General features: G+C 60.7%; 20 protein-coding genes. 11 read left to right on the top strand and 9 right to left on the bottom strand.

Annotated elements, in window-relative coordinates; genetic code table 11:
* Positions 1–23 precede the first annotated feature (23 nt).
* From ANTHELSMS3_RS18245 to ANTHELSMS3_RS18235, 3 genes are all read right to left on the bottom strand, one after another.
* A complete protein-coding gene (locus ANTHELSMS3_RS18245; protein ID WP_094036129.1) occupies positions 24–725 on the bottom strand; it encodes a hypothetical protein in 702 nt (233 codons plus the stop codon).
* A complete protein-coding gene (serS, locus tag ANTHELSMS3_RS18240; RefSeq protein ID WP_094036128.1) occupies positions 722–2,014 on the bottom strand; it encodes a serine--tRNA ligase in 1,293 nt (430 codons plus the stop codon). Before serS ends, ANTHELSMS3_RS18245 begins: the two co-directional genes overlap by 4 nt.
* Before the next feature lie 90 nt (positions 2,015–2,104).
* Positions 2,105–2,791 carry a trypsin-like serine peptidase gene (locus ANTHELSMS3_RS18235; protein ID WP_094036127.1) on the bottom strand — a complete coding sequence of 229 codons (687 nt, stop codon included), beginning with the start codon at positions 2,789–2,791 and terminating at the stop codon, positions 2,105–2,107.
* Between the two features lie 207 nt (positions 2,792–2,998).
* On the opposite strand from ANTHELSMS3_RS18235, the gene yajC reads away from it, so the two are divergent.
* The 11 genes from yajC to ANTHELSMS3_RS18180 all read left to right on the top strand — a co-directional run bounded on the left by yajC (position 2,999) and on the right by ANTHELSMS3_RS18180 (position 10,848).
* On the top strand, positions 2,999–3,286 hold the full coding sequence (gene yajC, locus ANTHELSMS3_RS18230) for a preprotein translocase subunit YajC (protein WP_094036126.1): 288 nt from the start codon (positions 2,999–3,001) through the stop codon (positions 3,284–3,286).
* 6 nt (positions 3,287–3,292) lie between these two features.
* Positions 3,293–4,957 (top strand): protein translocase subunit SecD, encoded by a 1,665-nt coding sequence (gene secD, locus ANTHELSMS3_RS18225; RefSeq protein WP_094036125.1) that lies wholly within the window; start codon positions 3,293–3,295, stop codon positions 4,955–4,957.
* A 17-nt stretch (positions 4,958–4,974) separates the two neighbouring features.
* Entirely contained in the window at positions 4,975–5,943 is a 969-nt protein-coding gene (gene secF, locus ANTHELSMS3_RS18220; protein ID WP_094036124.1) for a protein translocase subunit SecF, read from the top strand.
* Positions 5,936–6,682, top strand: coding sequence for a sulfite exporter TauE/SafE family protein (locus ANTHELSMS3_RS18215; RefSeq protein ID WP_094036123.1), 747 nt, complete (start codon positions 5,936–5,938; stop codon positions 6,680–6,682). The genes secF and ANTHELSMS3_RS18215 overlap by 8 nt, the downstream gene beginning before the upstream one ends.
* 9 nt (positions 6,683–6,691) lie before the next feature.
* The gene (locus ANTHELSMS3_RS18210) at positions 6,692–7,045 is read left to right on the top strand and encodes an Mth938-like domain-containing protein (RefSeq protein WP_094036122.1); all 354 of its coding nucleotides are present in this window, start codon (positions 6,692–6,694) and stop codon (positions 7,043–7,045) included.
* Between the two features lie 91 nt (positions 7,046–7,136).
* Positions 7,137–7,751, top strand: coding sequence for a heme ABC exporter ATP-binding protein CcmA (gene ccmA, locus ANTHELSMS3_RS18205; protein ID WP_094036121.1), 615 nt, complete (start codon positions 7,137–7,139; stop codon positions 7,749–7,751).
* Positions 7,748–8,404 carry a heme exporter protein CcmB gene (gene ccmB / locus ANTHELSMS3_RS18200; RefSeq protein ID WP_094036120.1) on the top strand — a complete coding sequence of 219 codons (657 nt, stop codon included), beginning with the start codon at positions 7,748–7,750 and terminating at the stop codon, positions 8,402–8,404. The genes ccmA and ccmB overlap by 4 nt, the downstream gene beginning before the upstream one ends.
* Before the next feature lie 69 nt (positions 8,405–8,473).
* On the top strand, positions 8,474–9,223 hold the full coding sequence (ccmC, locus tag ANTHELSMS3_RS18195; RefSeq protein ID WP_094036119.1) for a heme ABC transporter permease CcmC: 750 nt from the start codon (positions 8,474–8,476) through the stop codon (positions 9,221–9,223).
* Entirely contained in the window at positions 9,220–9,375 is a 156-nt protein-coding gene (ccmD, locus tag ANTHELSMS3_RS18190; protein ID WP_198319838.1) for a heme exporter protein CcmD, read from the top strand. The genes ccmC and ccmD overlap by 4 nt, the downstream gene beginning before the upstream one ends.
* A complete protein-coding gene (locus ANTHELSMS3_RS18185; RefSeq protein WP_094036118.1) occupies positions 9,368–9,907 on the top strand; it encodes a DsbE family thiol:disulfide interchange protein in 540 nt (179 codons plus the stop codon). Before ccmD ends, ANTHELSMS3_RS18185 begins: the two co-directional genes overlap by 8 nt.
* Before the next feature lie 98 nt (positions 9,908–10,005).
* A complete protein-coding gene (locus ANTHELSMS3_RS18180; RefSeq protein WP_094036117.1) occupies positions 10,006–10,848 on the top strand; it encodes a c-type cytochrome in 843 nt (280 codons plus the stop codon).
* A 21-nt stretch (positions 10,849–10,869) separates the two neighbouring features.
* On the opposite strand, the gene ANTHELSMS3_RS26380 is transcribed toward ANTHELSMS3_RS18180, so the two are convergent.
* From ANTHELSMS3_RS26380 to ANTHELSMS3_RS18155, 6 genes are all read right to left on the bottom strand, one after another.
* Positions 10,870–11,001 carry a hypothetical protein gene (locus ANTHELSMS3_RS26380; protein ID WP_302630577.1) on the bottom strand — a complete coding sequence of 44 codons (132 nt, stop codon included), beginning with the start codon at positions 10,999–11,001 and terminating at the stop codon, positions 10,870–10,872.
* A 359-nt stretch (positions 11,002–11,360) separates the two neighbouring features.
* Positions 11,361–12,296 (bottom strand): Hint domain-containing protein, encoded by a 936-nt coding sequence (locus tag ANTHELSMS3_RS18175; protein WP_094036116.1) that lies wholly within the window; start codon positions 12,294–12,296, stop codon positions 11,361–11,363.
* A 650-nt stretch (positions 12,297–12,946) separates the two neighbouring features.
* A complete protein-coding gene (locus tag ANTHELSMS3_RS18170) occupies positions 12,947–13,834 on the bottom strand; it encodes a Hint domain-containing protein (RefSeq protein WP_094036115.1) in 888 nt (295 codons plus the stop codon).
* A 246-nt stretch (positions 13,835–14,080) separates the two neighbouring features.
* Positions 14,081–14,998: a Hint domain-containing protein gene (locus tag ANTHELSMS3_RS18165; protein WP_094036114.1), complete on the bottom strand. Its 918-nt coding sequence runs from the start codon at positions 14,996–14,998 to the stop codon at positions 14,081–14,083.
* Between the two features lie 104 nt (positions 14,999–15,102).
* Positions 15,103–16,173, bottom strand: coding sequence for a Hint domain-containing protein (locus tag ANTHELSMS3_RS18160; protein WP_094036113.1), 1,071 nt, complete (start codon positions 16,171–16,173; stop codon positions 15,103–15,105).
* A 254-nt stretch (positions 16,174–16,427) separates the two neighbouring features.
* Positions 16,428–17,333 (bottom strand): Hint domain-containing protein, encoded by a 906-nt coding sequence (locus ANTHELSMS3_RS18155; RefSeq protein WP_094036112.1) that lies wholly within the window; start codon positions 17,331–17,333, stop codon positions 16,428–16,430.
* Positions 17,334–17,476 lie beyond the last annotated feature (143 nt).

Below are 17,476 nucleotides of genomic sequence, written 5' to 3'. Positions count from 1 at the left end.
CGCGCGTGTTCAGCGTTGTTCTGTTACTCTGTATCGGTGGCGCGCACGCCGAGGATGGCGATCATGGCCACCAGCGCCAGCAAGGTGACTGCGGCGTTGAACGGCTGCCAATTGGCGACCACCACACCCACCAAGGCCCAGATCACGGTGATGCCGTATTCCGGGGCGCGGTGCAGACGGTATTGGACTGTCACCGACAGCGCCATGCACAATGCCAGCGACAGCAGCGCCGCCGGGGTGGGCGGCATCCAGCCATAGCCGCCGATCAGAACGCCAAGCGCCACACAAGAGGCCGCCGTCAGCCATCCGGCGTAGACCGCAACTGGCCCCTCTTGCAGCCAGCGGTCGGTATCGCCGACCCGGCTGAGCGCGACCAGCGCGCTGGCCAGCATGATCCAGATCAGCACAGTGGCCAACACCGGGGACAGCTGTGCCACCGGCAGCCAAGTCGTGCCCACTGCAAGGCTGACAAACAGCGGTTTCCGCATTGGCGCCCAATCGATGTCGTCGCCGCGTCGGAGCAGGCCAAAGCCTGTGCCGACGATCAACCAGACATAGATCAGGCCCCAGATTGCAAAGGCATATCCGGCGGGCTGCACCGGCGGATCCTCAAGCGGCACAGGGAATTGCGACGGCTCGAAGCCGTTGAAACCGGGGGCGAGCCAGGGCGAGGCCGCAAAACTGACCGCCGCAAGCAGGCAGAGGAGGGCCCAGAGTCGACTCATACCAGAGTACCCTCCGCAGTCAGGCGGGTGCGGCCACGCAGATAGGGGTGCAGAACCTCTGGCAGGTCGACCGATCCATCCGCCTGCTGGCCGTTTTCCAGCACCGCGATCAGGCACCGGCCCACGGCCAGCCCCGATCCGTTCAGGGTGTGGACAAACTCCGGCTTGCCGCCTTCGGTGGGTTTGAAGCGGGCATTCATGCGCCGCGCCTGAAAGTCACCGCAGACCGACACAGAGCTGATCTCACGGTAGGAGTTCTGACCCGGCAGCCACACCTCGATGTCATGGGTGCGTTGCGCGCCAAAGCCCATGTCGCCGGTGCACAGCGCGACGGTGCGGTAGGGCAGGCCCAGCCGTTCAAGGATACCCTGTGCGCAGCCGGTCATTCGGTCGTGTTCCGCAAGGCTGTTTTCGGGTTTGGTGATCGAGACCATCTCGACCTTTTCGAACTGGTGCTGGCGCAGCATCCCGGCGGTGTCGCGGCCGGCGCTGCCTGCCTCGGACCGGAAGCATTGCGAATGGGCGACGTAGCGGCGGGGCAAATAGCCCTCTTCGACCACGAGGCCGTTGACGATATTCGTGAGCGTCACCTCGGAGGTGGGGATCAGCCACCAGCCGTTGGTGGTCTCATAGCTGTCTTCGCCGAATTTCGGTAGTTGGCCGGTGCCATACATCATTTCCGGGCGGACAAGGACCGGGGTCCATGTCTCTGTCAGGCCGTTGTCCTCGACATGGGTGTCGAGCATGAACTGCGCCAGCGCGCGGTGGATGCGGGCCACGGCGCCGGACAACACGACAAAACGCGCGCCGGACAGTTTGGCGGCGGTCTCAAAGTCCATGCCCGGTTTCACACCGTCGAGGTCGTAGTGCTCTTTGGGGGCGAAATCGAAGGTGCGGGGCGTGCCCCAGCGGTGGATCTCGACATTGTCATCCTCGTCCGCGCCGTCGGGCACATCCGGGTGCGGCAGGTTGGGGATGCCCATGAGCAAGTCAGTCAGCTGGCTGTCCAGCGTCTTGGCCTTGTCCTGCATCTCGGCCACTTCGGCCTTTTTCTGACCGACGAGGGCGCGCAGCCGTTCAAATTCGGCCTCATCACCGCTGGCCTTGGCCTTCCCGACCTCTTTGGAGGCGCGGTTCTGTTCGGCCTGTGCCACCTCGGCGGCGGTGATCGCTGCGCGGCGGGCGGCGTCGAGGTCCAGCACGGATGGCGACATCGGTTCCAGCCCACGGCGCGAGAGGGCCGCATCCCATGCGGCAGGATTTTCGCGAATGGCGCGGATGTCGTGCATCACTTCACTCCAAAGGTCAGTTGAGTCGGGCCGGTTATGCCCGATCTTACCGCAGGACGGTAGAGGGGCGGCGGGTCTTTGGGCGCGCGCTCAACGGGTTGGCGCAATTTGTCGCCGCAGCCAGTCGTCCACAGGCACAACCAGCGCCTCTTCGTCGCGGGTGACGGCGACGATGACGCCAACGATGCGGCGGGCTGCGCCGTTCCCAATCAGCACCGGGCCGCCGCTTTGCCCCGGTTCGACCCGGCAGGCGATGCGCCAGATGCTGCTAGTTTCGGTCCCGTAGCACAGTGGTGTGACCGTCAGCCGGTGGGGCCGTGAACGGCGATATCCCATCAACGTCAGCGGGCCGGGCAGGGCGATGGAGCCGATGGGCAGCGGCGCGGGGGCAAGCGGTTCGTTCAGGTCAACGACGGCGATGTCGTGGCGCAGGTCGAACTGACCGCCTGAAAACGCCTTTGGATGCACATGCACCGCCTTGATCCGGGACGCGCCGCTGTGGCTGCTGCCGTTCCAGCCCGCGACAAAGACCATGTCGGTGAGGCGTTTGAGATAGCCATCCTCTGGCCGGGTGACGCAATGGGCGGCGGTCAGCGCGCGGTCGGGGGCGATCAGCGTGGCGGTGCACATCTCGGAGGTGCGATAGCCTGCGGTGTTGAGCCGCCCGATGGCGGGTTCATCCTCGGCCCGCGCTGGATCGGGTTGGCACAGCGCCAGCCAGAGGCCACCAAGCGTCAGAGCAATCCTGTGTCCAAGGGTTGGAATGGTCTTGAGCATCGTCTGTTCCGATCCGGCTTATGCCAGCGGGCAATCGCCCGCGTGATCCCGGGCCTGTTTCTGCACCGTATCCTGCCGCGACAAAGTCACCTTTCCGTCAATGCGGTTCATGGCTCTGCCCCGCCTTGCATCTGACCAGCGCCGCGCATAGGTTCCGGCCAGCTTTCGCGGGGGGTGCCCCGTCTTAATTCAACAGGAGCATCCCAAATGGACGCAAGCGCAATCGGCCAATTTCTTCCGCTCATCCTGATCTTCGCGATCATGTATTTTTTGCTGATCCGCCCGCAGCAAAAGAAGATGAAGCAGCATCAGAACATGGTCGCGGCGGTTCGCCGCGGTGATCAGGTCGTGACCCAGGGCGGGTTGATCGGCAAGGTCGTCAAGGTCAAGGACGACAAGGAAATCGAAGTCGAGATCGCCGAGGGCGTCAAAGTCCGTGTGGTCAAGGCGACCATCGCGCAGGTTCTGTCGAAAACTGAACCAGCAGAAAGCTGATCCCGGATGCTGCAGGTCGATCTCTGGAAACGCGTGCTGATCTGGATGACCGTCGCGGTCGGCCTGATCCTTGCCACGCCAAACGTCTTTTACAACCGGGTGGAAACCCACAATGACGCCGTAAAGGCGATTGATGCAGGATTCGACACAACCGAAAATCGGGACGCGGCGGCCACTTGGCCGTCGTTCCTGCCTTCGGGGCTAGTGAACCTTGGGCTGGACCTGCGCGGCGGCGCGCATCTGTTGGCCGAGGTTCAGGTAGTAGAAGTCTACGAGGCCCGCATGGAGGCGCTTTGGCCCGAAGTGCGGGATGTGCTGCGCGATGCGCGCGACACTGTGGGCACCATTCGCCTGCAACCTTCTGCCACTAAGGGTGAACTGCGGGTCAAGATTTCAGAAGCCGGCGGCATTGACCGGGCGATGGAACTGGTGCGCGGATTGGCGCAGCCGGTTGTCTCGCTGACGGGGGCCGGGTCCACCGACATTGTTGTGCGGGGCGAGGACGACGTGATCGTCGTGTCCCTGTCCGAGGCCGAACAGCAGGCCATGGACAACCGCACCATGCAGCAAAGCCTTGAGATCATTCGCCGCCGTATCGACGAGGTCGGAACGCGCGAACCAACGATCCAGAGACAAGGCTATGACCGTATCCTGATTCAGGTGCCCGGCATTGGATCGGCCGCGGAACTCAAGGCCATCATCGGCACAACCGCGCAGCTGACCTTTCAGCCGGTCATCAGCCGGACCACGGATGCCAGCGAACGCCCGGGTGCGGGTAATGAACTGGTGCCTGCGCTGGACGATGAAGGCGTGTTTTATGTCCTCGAACAGGCCCCTGTGGTCACAGGTGAGGAACTGACCAACGCGCAGCCCGCCTTTGACCAGAACGGCCGCCCGGCGGTGAATTTCAACTTCAACCCGTCAGGCGCGCGCAAGTTCGGCGACTATACAGCCAACAACATCGGCTCTCCGTTTGCCATCGTGCTGGACAACGAGGTGATCAGCGCCCCGGTCATCCAAAGCCATATTCCCGGCGGATCGGGCATCATCACCGGTAACTTTACGGTCGAGGAATCGACCCATCTGGCGGTTCTGCTGCGCGCGGGCGCGCTGCCTGCCAAGATGGTGTTCCTTGAAGAACGCACAATCGGCCCGGAACTGGGGCAGGACAGCATCGACGCGGGCAAGATCGCCACGATGGTGGCCTTTGTCGCGGTGCTGGTGTTCATGGCGCTCAGCTATGGCTTGTTCGGGATCTTTGCCAATATCGCGCTGATCCTCAACATCGCGCTGATCTTTGGCCTGCTGTCGCTGATCGGGGCCACGCTGACCTTGCCGGGCATCGCGGGGATCGTCTTGACCGTGGGTATGGCCGTTGACGCCAACGTGCTGGTGTTCGAACGAATCCGCGAAGAACTGCGCACCGCCAAGGGGCCTGCGCGGGCGATCGAACTGGGTTATGAAAAGGCGCTGTCTGCGATCGTCGACGCGAACATCACCACCTTTATCACGGCGGTGATCCTGTATGTCATGGGCTCTGGTCCGGTGCGCGGCTTTGCCATCACGCTGGGCTTTGGCATTCTGACCTCTGTCTTTACGGCGATCTTTGTCACGCGGCTCTTGATCATCATCTGGTTTGAGCGCCGCCGTCCGAAAACCATCGAAGTATAAAGGGGGCTCGTCCTGACATGCGCCTGAAACTGGTTCCCGAACAGACAAAGTTCGATTTCTTCTCTCGCCCGGCGCTATGGCTTGGCATTTCCGCGATCATGATCGTGCTGGCGCTGGCAAGTTTTGGCCTGCGCGGCCTGAACTATGGCATCGACTTTCGCGGCGGTACGACCATCCGCACCGAAAGCACACAAGTTGTCGACGTGGCAGCCTATCGCGCCGCTCTTGGCGCGCTGGAGTTGGGCGATGTGGTGATCTCTGAGGTGTTCGATCCGAACTTTCGGGACGATCAGAACGTCGCCATGGTCCGCATCGGCGCTCAGGACGGCGAAGAGGCCGTCAGCACCGATTTGATCGAAGAGGCGCGTCTGGCATTGGCCGAGGTGGCGACGGACATCAAGTTCGTCTCGGTCGAATCGGTGGGGCCCAAGGTGTCGGGCGAATTGATCCGAACGGCCGCCATCGCGGTGACCTTGGCCATCGGGGCGGTGCTGATCTATGTCTGGCTGCGCTTTGAATGGCAGTTCGCCGTGGGCGCAGTGGTGGCGTTGGTGCATGACGTGGTGCTGACCATCGGCATCTTCTCCGAGCTTCAGATCCGGTTCGATCTGGCGATCATCGCGGCCTTGCTGACCATCGTGGGCTATTCGCTGAACGATACGGTGGTGGTGTTTGACCGGGTGCGTGAGAACCTGATCAAGTTCAAGTCGCTGACATTGAAAGACGTGCTGAACCCGTCGATCAACGAGACGCTCAGCCGGACGTTCATGACCTCTGTCACCACGCTGTTGGCGCTGATCGCGCTGTTTGTGCTGGGTGGCGACGTGATCCGCGGCTTTGTCTTTGCGATGATCTGGGGCGTGATCGTGGGCACCTATTCGTCGATCTTTGTGGCCTCGACCATCCTGTTGCGTCTGGGCGTCAAGCGCGACTGGTCCAAGCCGGTGGACACCACCGGAAACCAGTTCGGCGATATTGATGCCTGACTTATTCAGCCTGGCCCCGGAGGGGCTGGGCTGGCTGATCGCCGCAGCATTTCTGGGCGGTCTGGTGCGTGGCTTTTCCGGCTTTGGTACGGCCATGGTGTTTTTGCCCGTGGCCGCACCGATTTTGGGCCCATTTGGGGCCATCCTTGCCCTGACCATCATGGATCTCTTCGGGCCGCTGCCCAATCTGCGGCAGGCTTGGGGATCGGTCGAGAAATCGGATCTGTGGCGTCTGCTGACGGGCTGTGCGCTGGCCTTGCCTGTCGGCCTGTGGATGTTGACGCGGGTCGAGCCTGAGGTGTTTCGCTACGCTGTCAGCTTTGTGTCGCTGGGCATGGTGGCGGTGTTGCTGCTGGGCCTGCGCTATCGCGGAACGGTGCGGCGCGGAATGGTCGCGGGCATTGGGGCGGCTGCGGGGCTGCTGGGCGGCGTTGCAGGTATTCCCGGTCCGGTCGTCATCCTGTTCTACATGTCACGGCCGCTGCCGGTGGCGGTGATCCGCGCGACAATCCTGCTGTTTCTGGTCTTTTTCGACATCCTCATCGTGGGGTACATGACGGGCATGGGCCGGGTCACAGCGTCGGGCGCGGCGCTGGGTCTGGTTCTGGCGGTGCCGAATGTACTGGGCAACGTGCTGGGTGGCTATCTGTTTCAACCGGAACAAGAGAGACTGTATCGCGCGGCGGCCTATGTGCTGATCGCGCTGGCGGCCTTGTCTGGCTTGCCGGTTTGGGGGTAGGAGAGGGCCATGCGACTGAATGAGATCACCTATACCAACGCCGTGCCGGTAGATGGCTACGGCCCGGGCTTTTTCCGCGTTGGCGGGGTGGCCCATGAGGGGCCGCTGCTGGTCTGGGACCGGGGCCGCGCCGATTGGGGCGGGTTGGACGATGTCGAGACGCTGCTGAGCATGGCGGGGACGGTGGATGTCCTGTTCATCGGCACGGGGGCCGAAACGGCGCATCTGCCCGCCGGTCTGCGCGCGCAGCTGGAAGAGGCGGGGCTGGGCGTGGACGCGATGAACTCGCCTTCGGCCTGCCGCACCTACAACGTCCTGTTGAGCGAGGGGCGGCGGGTGGCGCTGGCCGCGCTGCCGGTCTGATCCGGTCGGACAGTCGTTTTGGCGCGGGCATGGCGTCGCGGAGGCGGCTTGGCCCTTTTGCGGCGGCGCGGGCTGGGCTAAGCCAAATGCCATGGAATTGACGGCAAGCAATCTGATGGTGGCGCGGGGTGGTGTGCCGGTTCTGGAGGGGGTCAGCTTTGCACTGGCGCCCGGTCGGGCGCTGGTGCTGCGCGGGCCGAATGGCGCGGGCAAGACCACGCTGTTGCGCACCGTGGCCGGATTGCAGCCTGCCATGCAGGGCGAGGTGCGTGGTGCGGGCGAACGCATCGCCTATGCCGGCCATGTCGACGGGCTGAAAACCATGTTGAGCGTATCGGAGAACCTTGATTTCTGGGCGCGGGTCTTTGGCAGTTCCGGCATCGACGCGGCACTGTCGGCCTTCAACCTTGTGGCGTTGCAGGACCGGCTGGCTGGGACACTGTCAGCAGGCCAGAAACGGCGGTTGGGGCTGGCGCGGTTGATGGTCACCGGGCGGCCCGTCTGGGTTCTGGATGAGCCGACCGTGTCGCTGGACGCCGACTCTGTCGCGCTATTCGCCGGGGCCGTGCGTGCGCATCTGGGGCAGGGCGGGTCGGCATTGATGGCCACCCATATCGACCTTGGCATCCCCGAGGCGGATGTGTTTGACGTCGCCCCCTATCGCGCCAAACCGCGCGCTGCCGTGCAGGACGAGGCGTTTCTGTGATCGCGCTGCTGACACGGGACTTGCGGCTGGCGGTGCGGGCGGGCGGCGGTTTTGGCCTTGGCCTTGCCTTTTTCCTGATCGTTACCGTGCTGGTGCCATTTGCCGTTGGCCCGCAAACCGACCTGCTGACGCAAATCGCGCCGGGGGTGCTGTGGATCGGCGCGCTGCTGGCCTGCCTGCTGTCGCTGGACCGGATCTTTGCGCTGGACTGGGAGGATGGCAGCCTTGACCTGCTGGCCACAGCGCCGCTGCCGATGGAGGGGATCGTCACCGTCAAGGCGCTGGCCCACTGGATCACCACCGGGTTGCCGCTGGTGCTGGCGGCGCCGCTGCTGGGCGTGCTGCTGAACCTTGCCGGGCCGGGCTATCTGTGGCTGTTTGTCAGTCTGGCGTTGGGCACGCCCGCGTTGTCGGTGATCGGCACCTTTGGCGCGGCGTTGACTGTGGGGCTGAAACGCGGCGGGCTGTTGATGTCGCTGCTGGTGCTGCCGCTGTATGTGCCGACGTTGATATTCGGGGCCGAGGTTGCGCGGCGTGGCGCAGAGGGGCTGGCCGTGCAAACACCGCTGTTGATGTTGGCGGGTATCAGTTTCGGGGTCGCGGCCCTGCTGCCCTTTGCCAGCGCGGCTGTCCTGCGGATCAACCTGCGGTGAGTGTACCAGTGTCGTATTGCGCCCGCGCGATATTTGCGCTGTAACCCCGTGAAAGGGAGGCCATAGGCCATGTCGATCTGGGAATACGCCAATCCGGTCAAGTTCATCCGCACCGCGGATGTGCTGTTGCCCTGGGTGACGGCGGCGGCTGCGATTTGTCTGGCTGTCGGATTGATCTGGGGCTTTTTCTTTACGCCCGAGGATTTCCGGCAGGGGTCCACGGTCAAGATCATCTATCTGCATGTGCCTGCCGCCATGATGGCGATCAATGCGTGGATGATGATGCTGATTGCCTCTCTGATCTGGATTGTGCGCCGCCACCATGTCAGCGCCTTGGCCGCCCGCGCTGCGGCCCCCATTGGCGCTGTCATGACGTTGATCGGCCTTGTCACCGGCGCGATCTGGGGGCAGCCGATGTGGGGCACTTGGTGGGCATGGGATCCGCGCCTGACCGTGTTCCTGATCCTGTTCCTGTTCTACCTTGGCTATATGGCGCTGTGGGAGGCGATCGAGGACGACGATACCGCCGCCGACCTGACCTCGATCCTGTGCCTAGTGGGATCGGTCTTTGCCGTGCTCAGCCGGTACGCGGTGCAGTTCTGGAATCAGGGCCTGCATCAGGGGTCATCGGTGCTGCGCGCGGGGGCTGTGACCGGCGCGGACACCACCGAAAAGGTCAGCAACGTCTATTTCATTCCGCTGGCGGTGTCTGGCGTCGGTTTTGTCCTGCTGTTCGTGGCGCTGGTGTTGTTGCGCACCCAGACGGAAATTCGCGCCCGCCGGGCGCGCGCGCTACTGGCACGGGAGCGGATGGCATGATGCCAGAACTGGGGAAATACGCGTTCACGGTGCTGGCGTCCTACGGGGTGTCCCTGCTGCTGTTGCTGGTGCTGGTGGTTGCCAGTGTCCGGCGCGCCCGCAAGGTGCGGGCACATCTGGAACGTATCGAGGAGCGTCAGAGAAATGGCTAAACTATCTCCGCTGATGATTGCGCCGCCGCTGATCTTTGCCGGTATCGGGTTGATGTTCTTTCTGGGGTTGGGGCGTGACGGCAAGGACCGTCTCGATTCGATGTTCGAGGGCAAACCGGCGCCCGCGATGACCGATGTTGCCTTGACCGGCTATGACCCCATCACGCCAGAATTGCTGGCCGGAGGAGAGGTGACGCTGGTCAATTTCTGGGCCAGCTGGTGCCCGCCGTGCCGCGCCGAACATCCTGTTCTGTTGCAGATGCAAAAGGACGGGGTGCGCATTGTCGGCGTCAACTTCAAGGATCAGGCAGGCAACGCGGTCAAGTATTTGACAGATGACGGCAATCCGTTTGCTGCGGTGGCGTTTGATCCGGCTGGCCGCACGGCGATTGACTGGGGCGTGACCGGCCCGCCAGAGACCTTTATTCTGGATGGTGACGGCACGGTGGTTTTCAAGTTTGTCGGGCCGCTGGTTGGCTCTGACTATCAACAGCGGTTTGTGCCCAAGCTGAACGAGGCGCTGGGACGCTGAAAAGATTTCCCTGAGAGACTTCTTTGAGAGGCGCTATTCTCGACCTTGCGTACGAGTCGAAGCGGTTTCCACAAAGAATTTTTTTCAGGGAGGGAAAGATGATTTCCAGATTAGCCGGACTGAGCCTAGCGCTTGCTGTCGGCGGCACACTTGCCCATGCCGACCCCAGCCTGGAACGCGGTCGCTATCTTGTCGAAGGACCGGCAGGTTGCGGCAATTGCCACACCCCTTTGGGCCCCCAAGGCCCGATGATGGAACAGAACCTTGCCGGACGGCTGGTTGACAAGAACCCGGCGTTTACCGCGATCGCACCGAATATCACACCTGCGGGCGCTGTGGCGGATTGGTCGGATGTGGAACTGGCAAAGGCGATCCGCGAAGGACTGCGCCCGGACGGGTCCATCATCGGACCGCCGATGCCGTTTGCCATGTATCGCGGATTGTCGGATGACGACGTGATGAGCGTTGTGATGTATCTGCGCACGGTGCCCGCGGTCGATGGTGATCCGGGCAAGAGCACCTACGCCATCCCGCTGCCACCCGCCTATGGCCCGCCCATCGACAGCGTGCCGCAGCCGGAAGAGGGGGTGAGTGTCGCCTATGGTGCGTACCTTGCCGGACCTGTGTCCCATTGCATGGAATGCCATACCCCGATGGGTGAAAGGGGGCCGATGCTGGACACCCAGCTGGGGGCAGGCGGGTTTGAGTTTCATGGACCTTGGGGGGTGTCGGTGGCGGCCAACCTGACCCCGCATGAGGACGGTTTGGCGATCTACACCGATGCAGAGCTGCGGGACATGATCACCAAGGGGCTGCGTCCGGACGGCGCGCAGATGACGCCGCCGATGCCCTATGGCTATCTGGCCGGGATGACCGACGATGATCTGTCGGCCATCATCTTGTACCTGCGCAGCCTGCCGCCGCTGCCTGACGCCGGCTGAGGTCGCAAGTTGGGCGCGCGTTCAGTGTTCGCAGACCTTCACCGTTGCTGCGGGGGCTGCGCAATTGTGTTCGCCTGAATCCTGCCCGGCATAGGCGCCGATCACAGCCAGCATCAGCAGGGCCGCAGCCTGCAAAAGTGTTAGGGTTCTCATAGTCCTGCCTCGTTCTTTCTTATGCCCAAGACATGGGGTCACGAGATTAATTTACAGGGGGAACTTGCGGGCGCGAAGGTCAGGAAAACCGCCGGTGAGGAGGATTTGCGCGAAAGTGGGCCGCTCTGCAGTGAAGTCAGGCGCTTTCTTGCCTGACTTTGATCGGCTCCTGAATCCAAGTGGGGATTTGTCTCTTCTGGGGGAGTGCCTCTGAGGATTGGCACTGGATACCAAGTGTCGCTGTTTCCCGTTCTTTTCCCGAATTACGAAAAGCGAACGGGCCTTGCCAACGAATGGCAAGGCCCGTCAAATTCTCAACTATCTGTGTCCTGCTCAAGCGGCAAAGACATTAACTTTGATCAGGCACACGCACTTAGTTCGACGTCTGCGTAGTCAAGATCAAGCCGTGCCTTCAGTTCCGGGGGCAACATGCGGCGCGCGGATACGCGTGGCTTATCCATTTCCGCAATGACGTGCTCAGCGCCGATCAGTTCAACGAACTCATCGTAGTTGTCGAACTTTTTGCGCTCGGCGTAGTCGATGAAGGTTTCGGCAGCCGCGCCGTTGGCCAAAATCTCTTGATGGCCCTCGGTTTCGATATGGTAGACCGTGAACTGCATCTCGAGTTCCGATGTCGGGACGAATGAAACAGTCGTCCCATTGACCAAAGCCGAGGCGTTTACCAAGTACCCATCAAGGCTGAGACCGTGATCGGCGGTCAAAGTCAGGTCGCTGTGCGGCAGGCCTGAACCCAGCGCGCCGGCGGAGATGCGCACCATCTGTTTGGACGCTTCGCCAAACATCTTGTTCAGCGTTTGGCGTCCGATCCATTTGACAGCGGTTTCTTTGCCGTCTGCAGTCAGGATCGTGTCGCCGATGGTCAGGTCCTGAACCTTGCGTTCCCCGTCTGGGCCAGCGATCAGCGTGTCTGCGGCAAAGCAATATGCGTAGGCACCAGCGTCATCCAATTCGAACGTCATTGAAACACCGGCACCGACTGGAGTGCCATTTGGGAACCAAAGATAGGTGCTACCCGATGCGTTGAACATAACGAAGTCTTGCGGGTCGATAATACCCAGCAAGGAGGCTGTTCCGTTGCCAACGTAATCGATTGTATCACCATTAAACGTAGTGACGCCATCGTCGGTTTGCTCGAAAGAGTCGTTGGCGTCGACTACGACCGCCGGGCTTTGCGCGCTAAGGTCGGAAAGCAGCGTTGTGGTCGAACCGCCCAAGCTAAGTGATAGCAGGCCGCCGTCGAACTGATAGACGTCGGAAAGATCGATACTGGACATATAATACAGTCTCCTGATGTTTATGCCTTTGGGGAGGTGCCTGCGTCGAAATAACTAGACGCAGCGCAAGGCATGATTCATGGGTGCGCTCGAAAGAAGGTTTTCTTCAGAGCTGAATGTGATTTGATTGCTCGCTTGTCTCGGTGGGCTTTTGAACACGAAGCAACACGCAGAAAACAAACAGAAAAGGTTGATAACTTCACGACATCAACCTTAGAGAGTCTCCTTTTGTGCAGTTGTTCTTGGCGGGCGGATCATGTCCAATCTGCGAGGAAAGTGTTAATAAAGGATTAACGGTCGTTAAATGTTGTGTCGCAAATGTGGCTTTGGGCGAGGTGCCCCACCCGCTGTTCGGATTCGATTTCCGATTGGCGCTTTCGGGCCTCGACCGCATTGTTGATGCCAATGCGAGATCGCTATTTAAAAAGGCAAAATAAAAAATGTGCAGGCAAGACGTTCTATCGATGAGCCACTCTGCAGCATAGTGGATGGCTCATCCCAGATGAGCGTGAATCGTGTCACGTTTCCCAACAGCTGTTGAGATCTCTACCACCACGCTTTGGGGAGAGCACGAATTTCAGGAGCGTGACCTTTATCAGGTCGTCTGGCGCGAAGTCGGACACCTCACGGGAAGGGAAACCCTTTGACAGTCAGGAAGCAGACGCAAGATGATCCGCCGCTGTGATCCCCAACCTTTCTCTGGTCGCATCGGGCAAATGGCGAGCGCTGGAAATGCGCGGGCGGTCCATTTCCGGGATGATCCGCTCACAGCTGCATAGCTCGAGGTATTCGCCGAAATTGTCAAAGGCACGACGGTCGCGGTAGTCGATGAAGGTCTCTGCAGGCGCGCCATTGGCGAGGATGACGTCATGCGCGTCTGTCTCGACGTGATAGACCGTCAGCCTGTCAGGAAGTTCCTTCACAGGGACAAAATCGATGGTCGTGCCATTGATCAGCGCAGAGGCGTTGACCACAAGCCCATCGATGATAATGCCATGATCGGCGGTCACCACCAGATCAGCCAGAGGCAGGCCGTCGCCCAAAGCGCCCGCACGGATGCGTACGGGCAGGTGCTTGGCGGAGCAGAACAAGGGTCTGTAGCTGAGATGCCCCAACCATTTCACGGCGACGTCGCGGCCATCGGCGGTGCGGATCTGGTCACCGGTTTGCAGGGTCTCGACGGGAACGTCGCCCGCAGGCGTGGCGATCAGGGTGCCTGCTGCGAAACAGGCATTATTGAATGTTTCACCGGGAGTATACGATAGGGTCGGCGGCACAGTGACGGGTGCCTGATCCATCAAAATTGTGAAATACGTCGGAGCCTCTTGATAGGAGAAGACCGGCCATGTGATGCCGTCGACAACCGCCGTGCCCTGAAAGACCATAGTGAGGGCGCCGGCCACATAGAAATGGGTGTCGCCGGTTTCAAAGGTTGTGTCCGCGTCGCCATCGCTGATGGTCTCGACGAAATTGTGTACTGGACCCTCGAAGGAGCCGCTATTGTAGGTGATGGCGTGTGTTGTCGAGAAACTGCCCATGCTACTCTCTCTCTAACTATTCGTTTATTTTGCGTGAAGAAATGAACGCTGTATGTTGATAGGCGAAAATCCAAGCACACATCAATCTATATCTCGGTCAGTCCCGCTTGGCGTGCAGTCAAGTGCGCTAAAAAAACTAATGTCGGGACATGGGTTATGTCAGGGGGCACCCGCTTAGGGGGAGTGTCTGCAACGCCAGTGGCAGTGGTTTCAAAGATTGCTTGCTCGCTGTGTTTTAAGAGGCCCCTATGCGGACTTGGCAAGATCCAAAAGGGGCGCGCTGATCTTCAGCTTGTCGCAGATCGACTGTGGCAAGAGCCGTGCCGATGAAATTCTCGGCCGGTGCATCTCGGGAATGATCCGCTCGGCACCGTAGAGGTCGAGGTATTCGTCGAAATTGTCAAACGCACGGCGGCCGCGGTAGTCGATGAAGGTTTCCGACGGCGCACCATTGGCGAGGATCACGTCATGCGACTCTGTCTCGATGTGATAGACGGTGAAGCTGTCGGGCATCTCGGCCAGAGGCACAAAGTCGATGCCGTCGCCGTCGACCAGAGCGGATGCATTGATTACGAGCCCGTCAAGGATCATGCCGTGATCTGCGGTCACAGTCAGGTCGCTGTAGGGCAGGTTGCCGCCAAGGGCACCGGCGCAGATGCGGACCATCGCGGTCTTCGGTCCGGCAAACCGGGACTGCACAGTCTGACGCCCGATCCATCGAACGGAAACAGGGTTGCCCGCAGCGTTCAGGACGGCGTCACCGATTGCCAGGGCTTCTACGGCGCTTTCCCCTGTTGGCGTAGCGATCCGCGTGCCTTCGGCAAAGCACAGGGTGAACGGGCTGGTATCTGACCCAAGATCGGCGACCGTCCCATATGTTGCCTCTGGGAGGTGGACGCCCAACACAAAGACTGCGCCTGTGAAGTTTTCGAATATGGGGTACGATTCCCCCATGTATTCAATCTGGCCCTGATAAATGACACCTTGCGCGGGATTCGGCGAAAACACCATCTGGATGCCGCCTTCGCCATCCGTGAATTGATTGTCGTCAATTGCGCCGTCGGACACCGTGACGGTATCGTTCCATGTTGAATTTGCGTTAAAATTTCCGTCCGATCCGTAGTTGGTGTATTGAACGATCGGGCTGAGAACATAATCGGCCATGAAGGTCACTTTCTGTACTAAACTAAACTTATACTCCAGTATGCGCGGCAGACTTTGTAAACTCAAGGTTAATGGGCCGGTGGTCAGTCTGGATCAGGGACAGTCTAGCCGATCAATCGGTCCTCGTATGGCGCGATCTGGTGCCCTAGCTGCTTGTCCTCCGCGTTTCCCAGTTTTTGGCGGATCATGTCCGGCAGCATTCGTTGGGTATTGATCCGGGGCGACGGCATTTCCGGGATGATACGCTCACAGCCGTAGAGATCGAGGTATTCGGCATAATTGTCGAACGCATGGCGACCGCGGTAGTCGATAAAGGTCTCTGCGGGCGCGCCATTGGCAAGGATCACGTCATGCGCCTCTGTCTCGACGTGGTAGACGGTGAACTGCTCGGGCAATTCCGCCTGAGGCACAAAACCGATGCTGTCGCCGTTGACCAGCGCGGAGGCATTGACGACCACTCCGTCAAGGATCATTCCGTGATCGGCGGTTACGGTGAGGTCGCTGTGGGGCAGTCCATCGCCCAAGGCTCCGGCGCGCAAGCGCACTGGCTGCGCCTTGCTGCCTGAGAACGACTTGTGAATGATCTGCCGACCGATCCATCTGACCGGCACCACCCGCCCATCAGCGGTCAAGATCGGCTGTCCGATCCGGAGGTCTTCGACGGCACTTGAACCGCCAGGCGTGGCGATGGTGGTTCCAGCCAGAAAACAGGCAGGTTCAATGAGTAGGGGTAGAGACGTGCTGGTCTGGTTCCAGAATTCTATTCCGTTCAAAAGGATCGCATCTGCGCCGAAGAAGTCAAAGTTGTTGTCGAAGAGGATCAGGAACTCGAACTCGATAGAAAAGGATGGATCAGCGCCGAAAATGAACCCGGTCTGGTTTCCGATGGACGAAGAAAAATCTTTTGTTCCATAATAATAGGCAGAGGCGGTGTAGACGTCGGCCCCCGAGCCGCCGGGGTCCGGGCCTTGGTTCACCGGGGTCAGACCCGCTGAGATCCATTCCGGTGGGGGAATAAAGTCGAGTTGCGTCAGTGTGATCTCGTCGCCGGGCAGGATCGAACCGTCGTCGATCAGTGCAGTAATCTCGACGTCAAAATTGATGGGGTTGGCAGAGGCTGGAGTATTCTTGGGGCCGATGCCGACTTGCGACTCAAAATGGAAAGTTGTCGGCATGATTTCTTGTCCCTCGAAATAGATTAATGCCGATCAACACGCCCAAAGGTTAACGATAAGTCAAGCAACTTGGTTTAACGCAGGTCTGGCACAGCGCATCCGATCAACCAAAAAAGGGGCGCCGAAGTGCCCTTTTCACAAGTGTTCAACCGGCTCATTCTGCCGCGAACGATGCTTTCGCCGGAGGGCGCAGAACGTAAAGGTACACGCCGCCGTGTTCGATTCAGTCCACCGGATTCGCGGTCTTGATCCGGTCAGGCAAGGCGGGCCAAGTCGGGGGCCATTGAGGCGTCGGCAGGTTCCAAACGGTTCCGGATCTGCTGCGGCAACATGCGCCGGGATGAGATCCGAGGGCGCGCCATCTCGGGGATGATCCGCTCGAGGCCGTAGAGATCGAGGTATTCCTCGAAATTGTCAAAGGCGCGGCGGTCGCGATAGTCGATGAAGGTCTCCGACGGCGCACCATTGGCGAGGATCACGTCATGCGCCTCTGTCTCGACATGGTAGACGGTGACCTGTGCGGGGAGATCGGCCAGCGGCACAAAGTTGATGCTGTCGCCGTTGACCAGCGCGGAGGCATTGACGACCACTCCGTCAAGGATCATGCCGTGATCAGCAGTCACGGTCAGGTCGCTGTAGGGCAGGCCGCCACCAAGCGCGCCTGCACAAATACGGACAAGCTGTTGTCTGGGGCCGGCAAACAGGCTGCGCAGGGTCTGGCGGCCAATCCATCTGACGGGCACGGGTCTGGCCGCAGCGGTCAGCACGGTGTCCCCGATGGTCAGGGTCTCGACAGGGACGTCGCCGGAGGGTGTCGCGATCAAGGTTCCGGCGGCAAAGCAGTAGGTGTAGCTTGGGTCGCTGGAGGCATTCACAACGCCGGGCCCAAGTGTCGGGTTGTTTGACGCCACATAGGCGGCGGACCCGTCGAACAGCACCGGGTCGCCGTCAACGGTCAGGCCGATCAGCTCATAGGGGCCGCTGGCCAAAACGCTGGACACCGTCCAGGTGACATTGTCGCCCACGGCGGTGGAGGTGTCGTTGACGCCATCCGCCCCGTCGCTGACGGTCGAGGATATGGCATTGGGGCCTTGCAACTGGTAGTTGCCCGATCCGTCGACGCCGCCGACGGCAAAGATATGGGTAAAGGTTTCGGACATCTGGAAACTCCGGCTGAGACAAATGCTGCATAGGGTTATGGCCGAGAGGTTAGCGGCGGTTCCGCCCGGGAACCAGTGGTTTATCAAATCGGGGACGACAAACGAAATGGGCCGCTGTTCCAAAGGAACAGCGGCCCATAATC

The sequence above is a fragment of the Antarctobacter heliothermus genome (assembly GCF_002237555.1).
In the GTDB taxonomy this organism is placed as follows: Bacteria; Pseudomonadota; Alphaproteobacteria; order Rhodobacterales; family Rhodobacteraceae; genus Antarctobacter; species Antarctobacter heliothermus_B.
This window is presented reverse-complemented; position numbering and strand designations above follow the sequence as displayed.

Coding starts and splice junctions, on each gene's coding strand:
- ANTHELSMS3_RS26380 (WP_302630577.1), bottom strand. CDS start 11,001: ATGAGAACCCTAACACTTTTGCAGGCTGCGGCCCTGCTGATGCTGGCT.
- ANTHELSMS3_RS18185 (WP_094036118.1), top strand. CDS start 9,368: ATGGCTAAACTATCTCCGCTGATGATTGCGCCGCCGCTGATCTTTGCC.
- ccmA (WP_094036121.1), top strand. CDS start 7,137: ATGGAATTGACGGCAAGCAATCTGATGGTGGCGCGGGGTGGTGTGCCG.
- secF (WP_094036124.1), top strand. CDS start 4,975: ATGCGCCTGAAACTGGTTCCCGAACAGACAAAGTTCGATTTCTTCTCT.
- ANTHELSMS3_RS18170 (WP_094036115.1), bottom strand. CDS start 13,834: ATGGGCAGTTTCTCGACAACACACGCCATCACCTACAATAGCGGCTCC.
- ANTHELSMS3_RS18245 (WP_094036129.1), bottom strand. CDS start 725: ATGAGTCGACTCTGGGCCCTCCTCTGCCTGCTTGCGGCGGTCAGTTTT.
- ANTHELSMS3_RS18155 (WP_094036112.1), bottom strand. CDS start 17,333: ATGTCCGAAACCTTTACCCATATCTTTGCCGTCGGCGGCGTCGACGGA.
- ANTHELSMS3_RS18160 (WP_094036113.1), bottom strand. CDS start 16,173: ATGCCGACAACTTTCCATTTTGAGTCGCAAGTCGGCATCGGCCCCAAG.
- ANTHELSMS3_RS18215 (WP_094036123.1), top strand. CDS start 5,936: ATGCCTGACTTATTCAGCCTGGCCCCGGAGGGGCTGGGCTGGCTGATC.
- ccmD (WP_198319838.1), top strand. CDS start 9,220: ATGATGCCAGAACTGGGGAAATACGCGTTCACGGTGCTGGCGTCCTAC.
- ANTHELSMS3_RS18175 (WP_094036116.1), bottom strand. CDS start 12,296: ATGTCCAGTATCGATCTTTCCGACGTCTATCAGTTCGACGGCGGCCTG.
- serS (WP_094036128.1), bottom strand. CDS start 2,014: ATGCACGACATCCGCGCCATTCGCGAAAATCCTGCCGCATGGGATGCG.
- ANTHELSMS3_RS18235 (WP_094036127.1), bottom strand. CDS start 2,791: ATGCTCAAGACCATTCCAACCCTTGGACACAGGATTGCTCTGACGCTT.
- secD (WP_094036125.1), top strand. CDS start 3,293: ATGCTGCAGGTCGATCTCTGGAAACGCGTGCTGATCTGGATGACCGTC.
- ANTHELSMS3_RS18180 (WP_094036117.1), top strand. CDS start 10,006: ATGATTTCCAGATTAGCCGGACTGAGCCTAGCGCTTGCTGTCGGCGGC.
- ccmC (WP_094036119.1), top strand. CDS start 8,474: ATGTCGATCTGGGAATACGCCAATCCGGTCAAGTTCATCCGCACCGCG.
- ANTHELSMS3_RS18165 (WP_094036114.1), bottom strand. CDS start 14,998: ATGGCCGATTATGTTCTCAGCCCGATCGTTCAATACACCAACTACGGA.
- ANTHELSMS3_RS18210 (WP_094036122.1), top strand. CDS start 6,692: ATGCGACTGAATGAGATCACCTATACCAACGCCGTGCCGGTAGATGGC.
- yajC (WP_094036126.1), top strand. CDS start 2,999: ATGGACGCAAGCGCAATCGGCCAATTTCTTCCGCTCATCCTGATCTTC.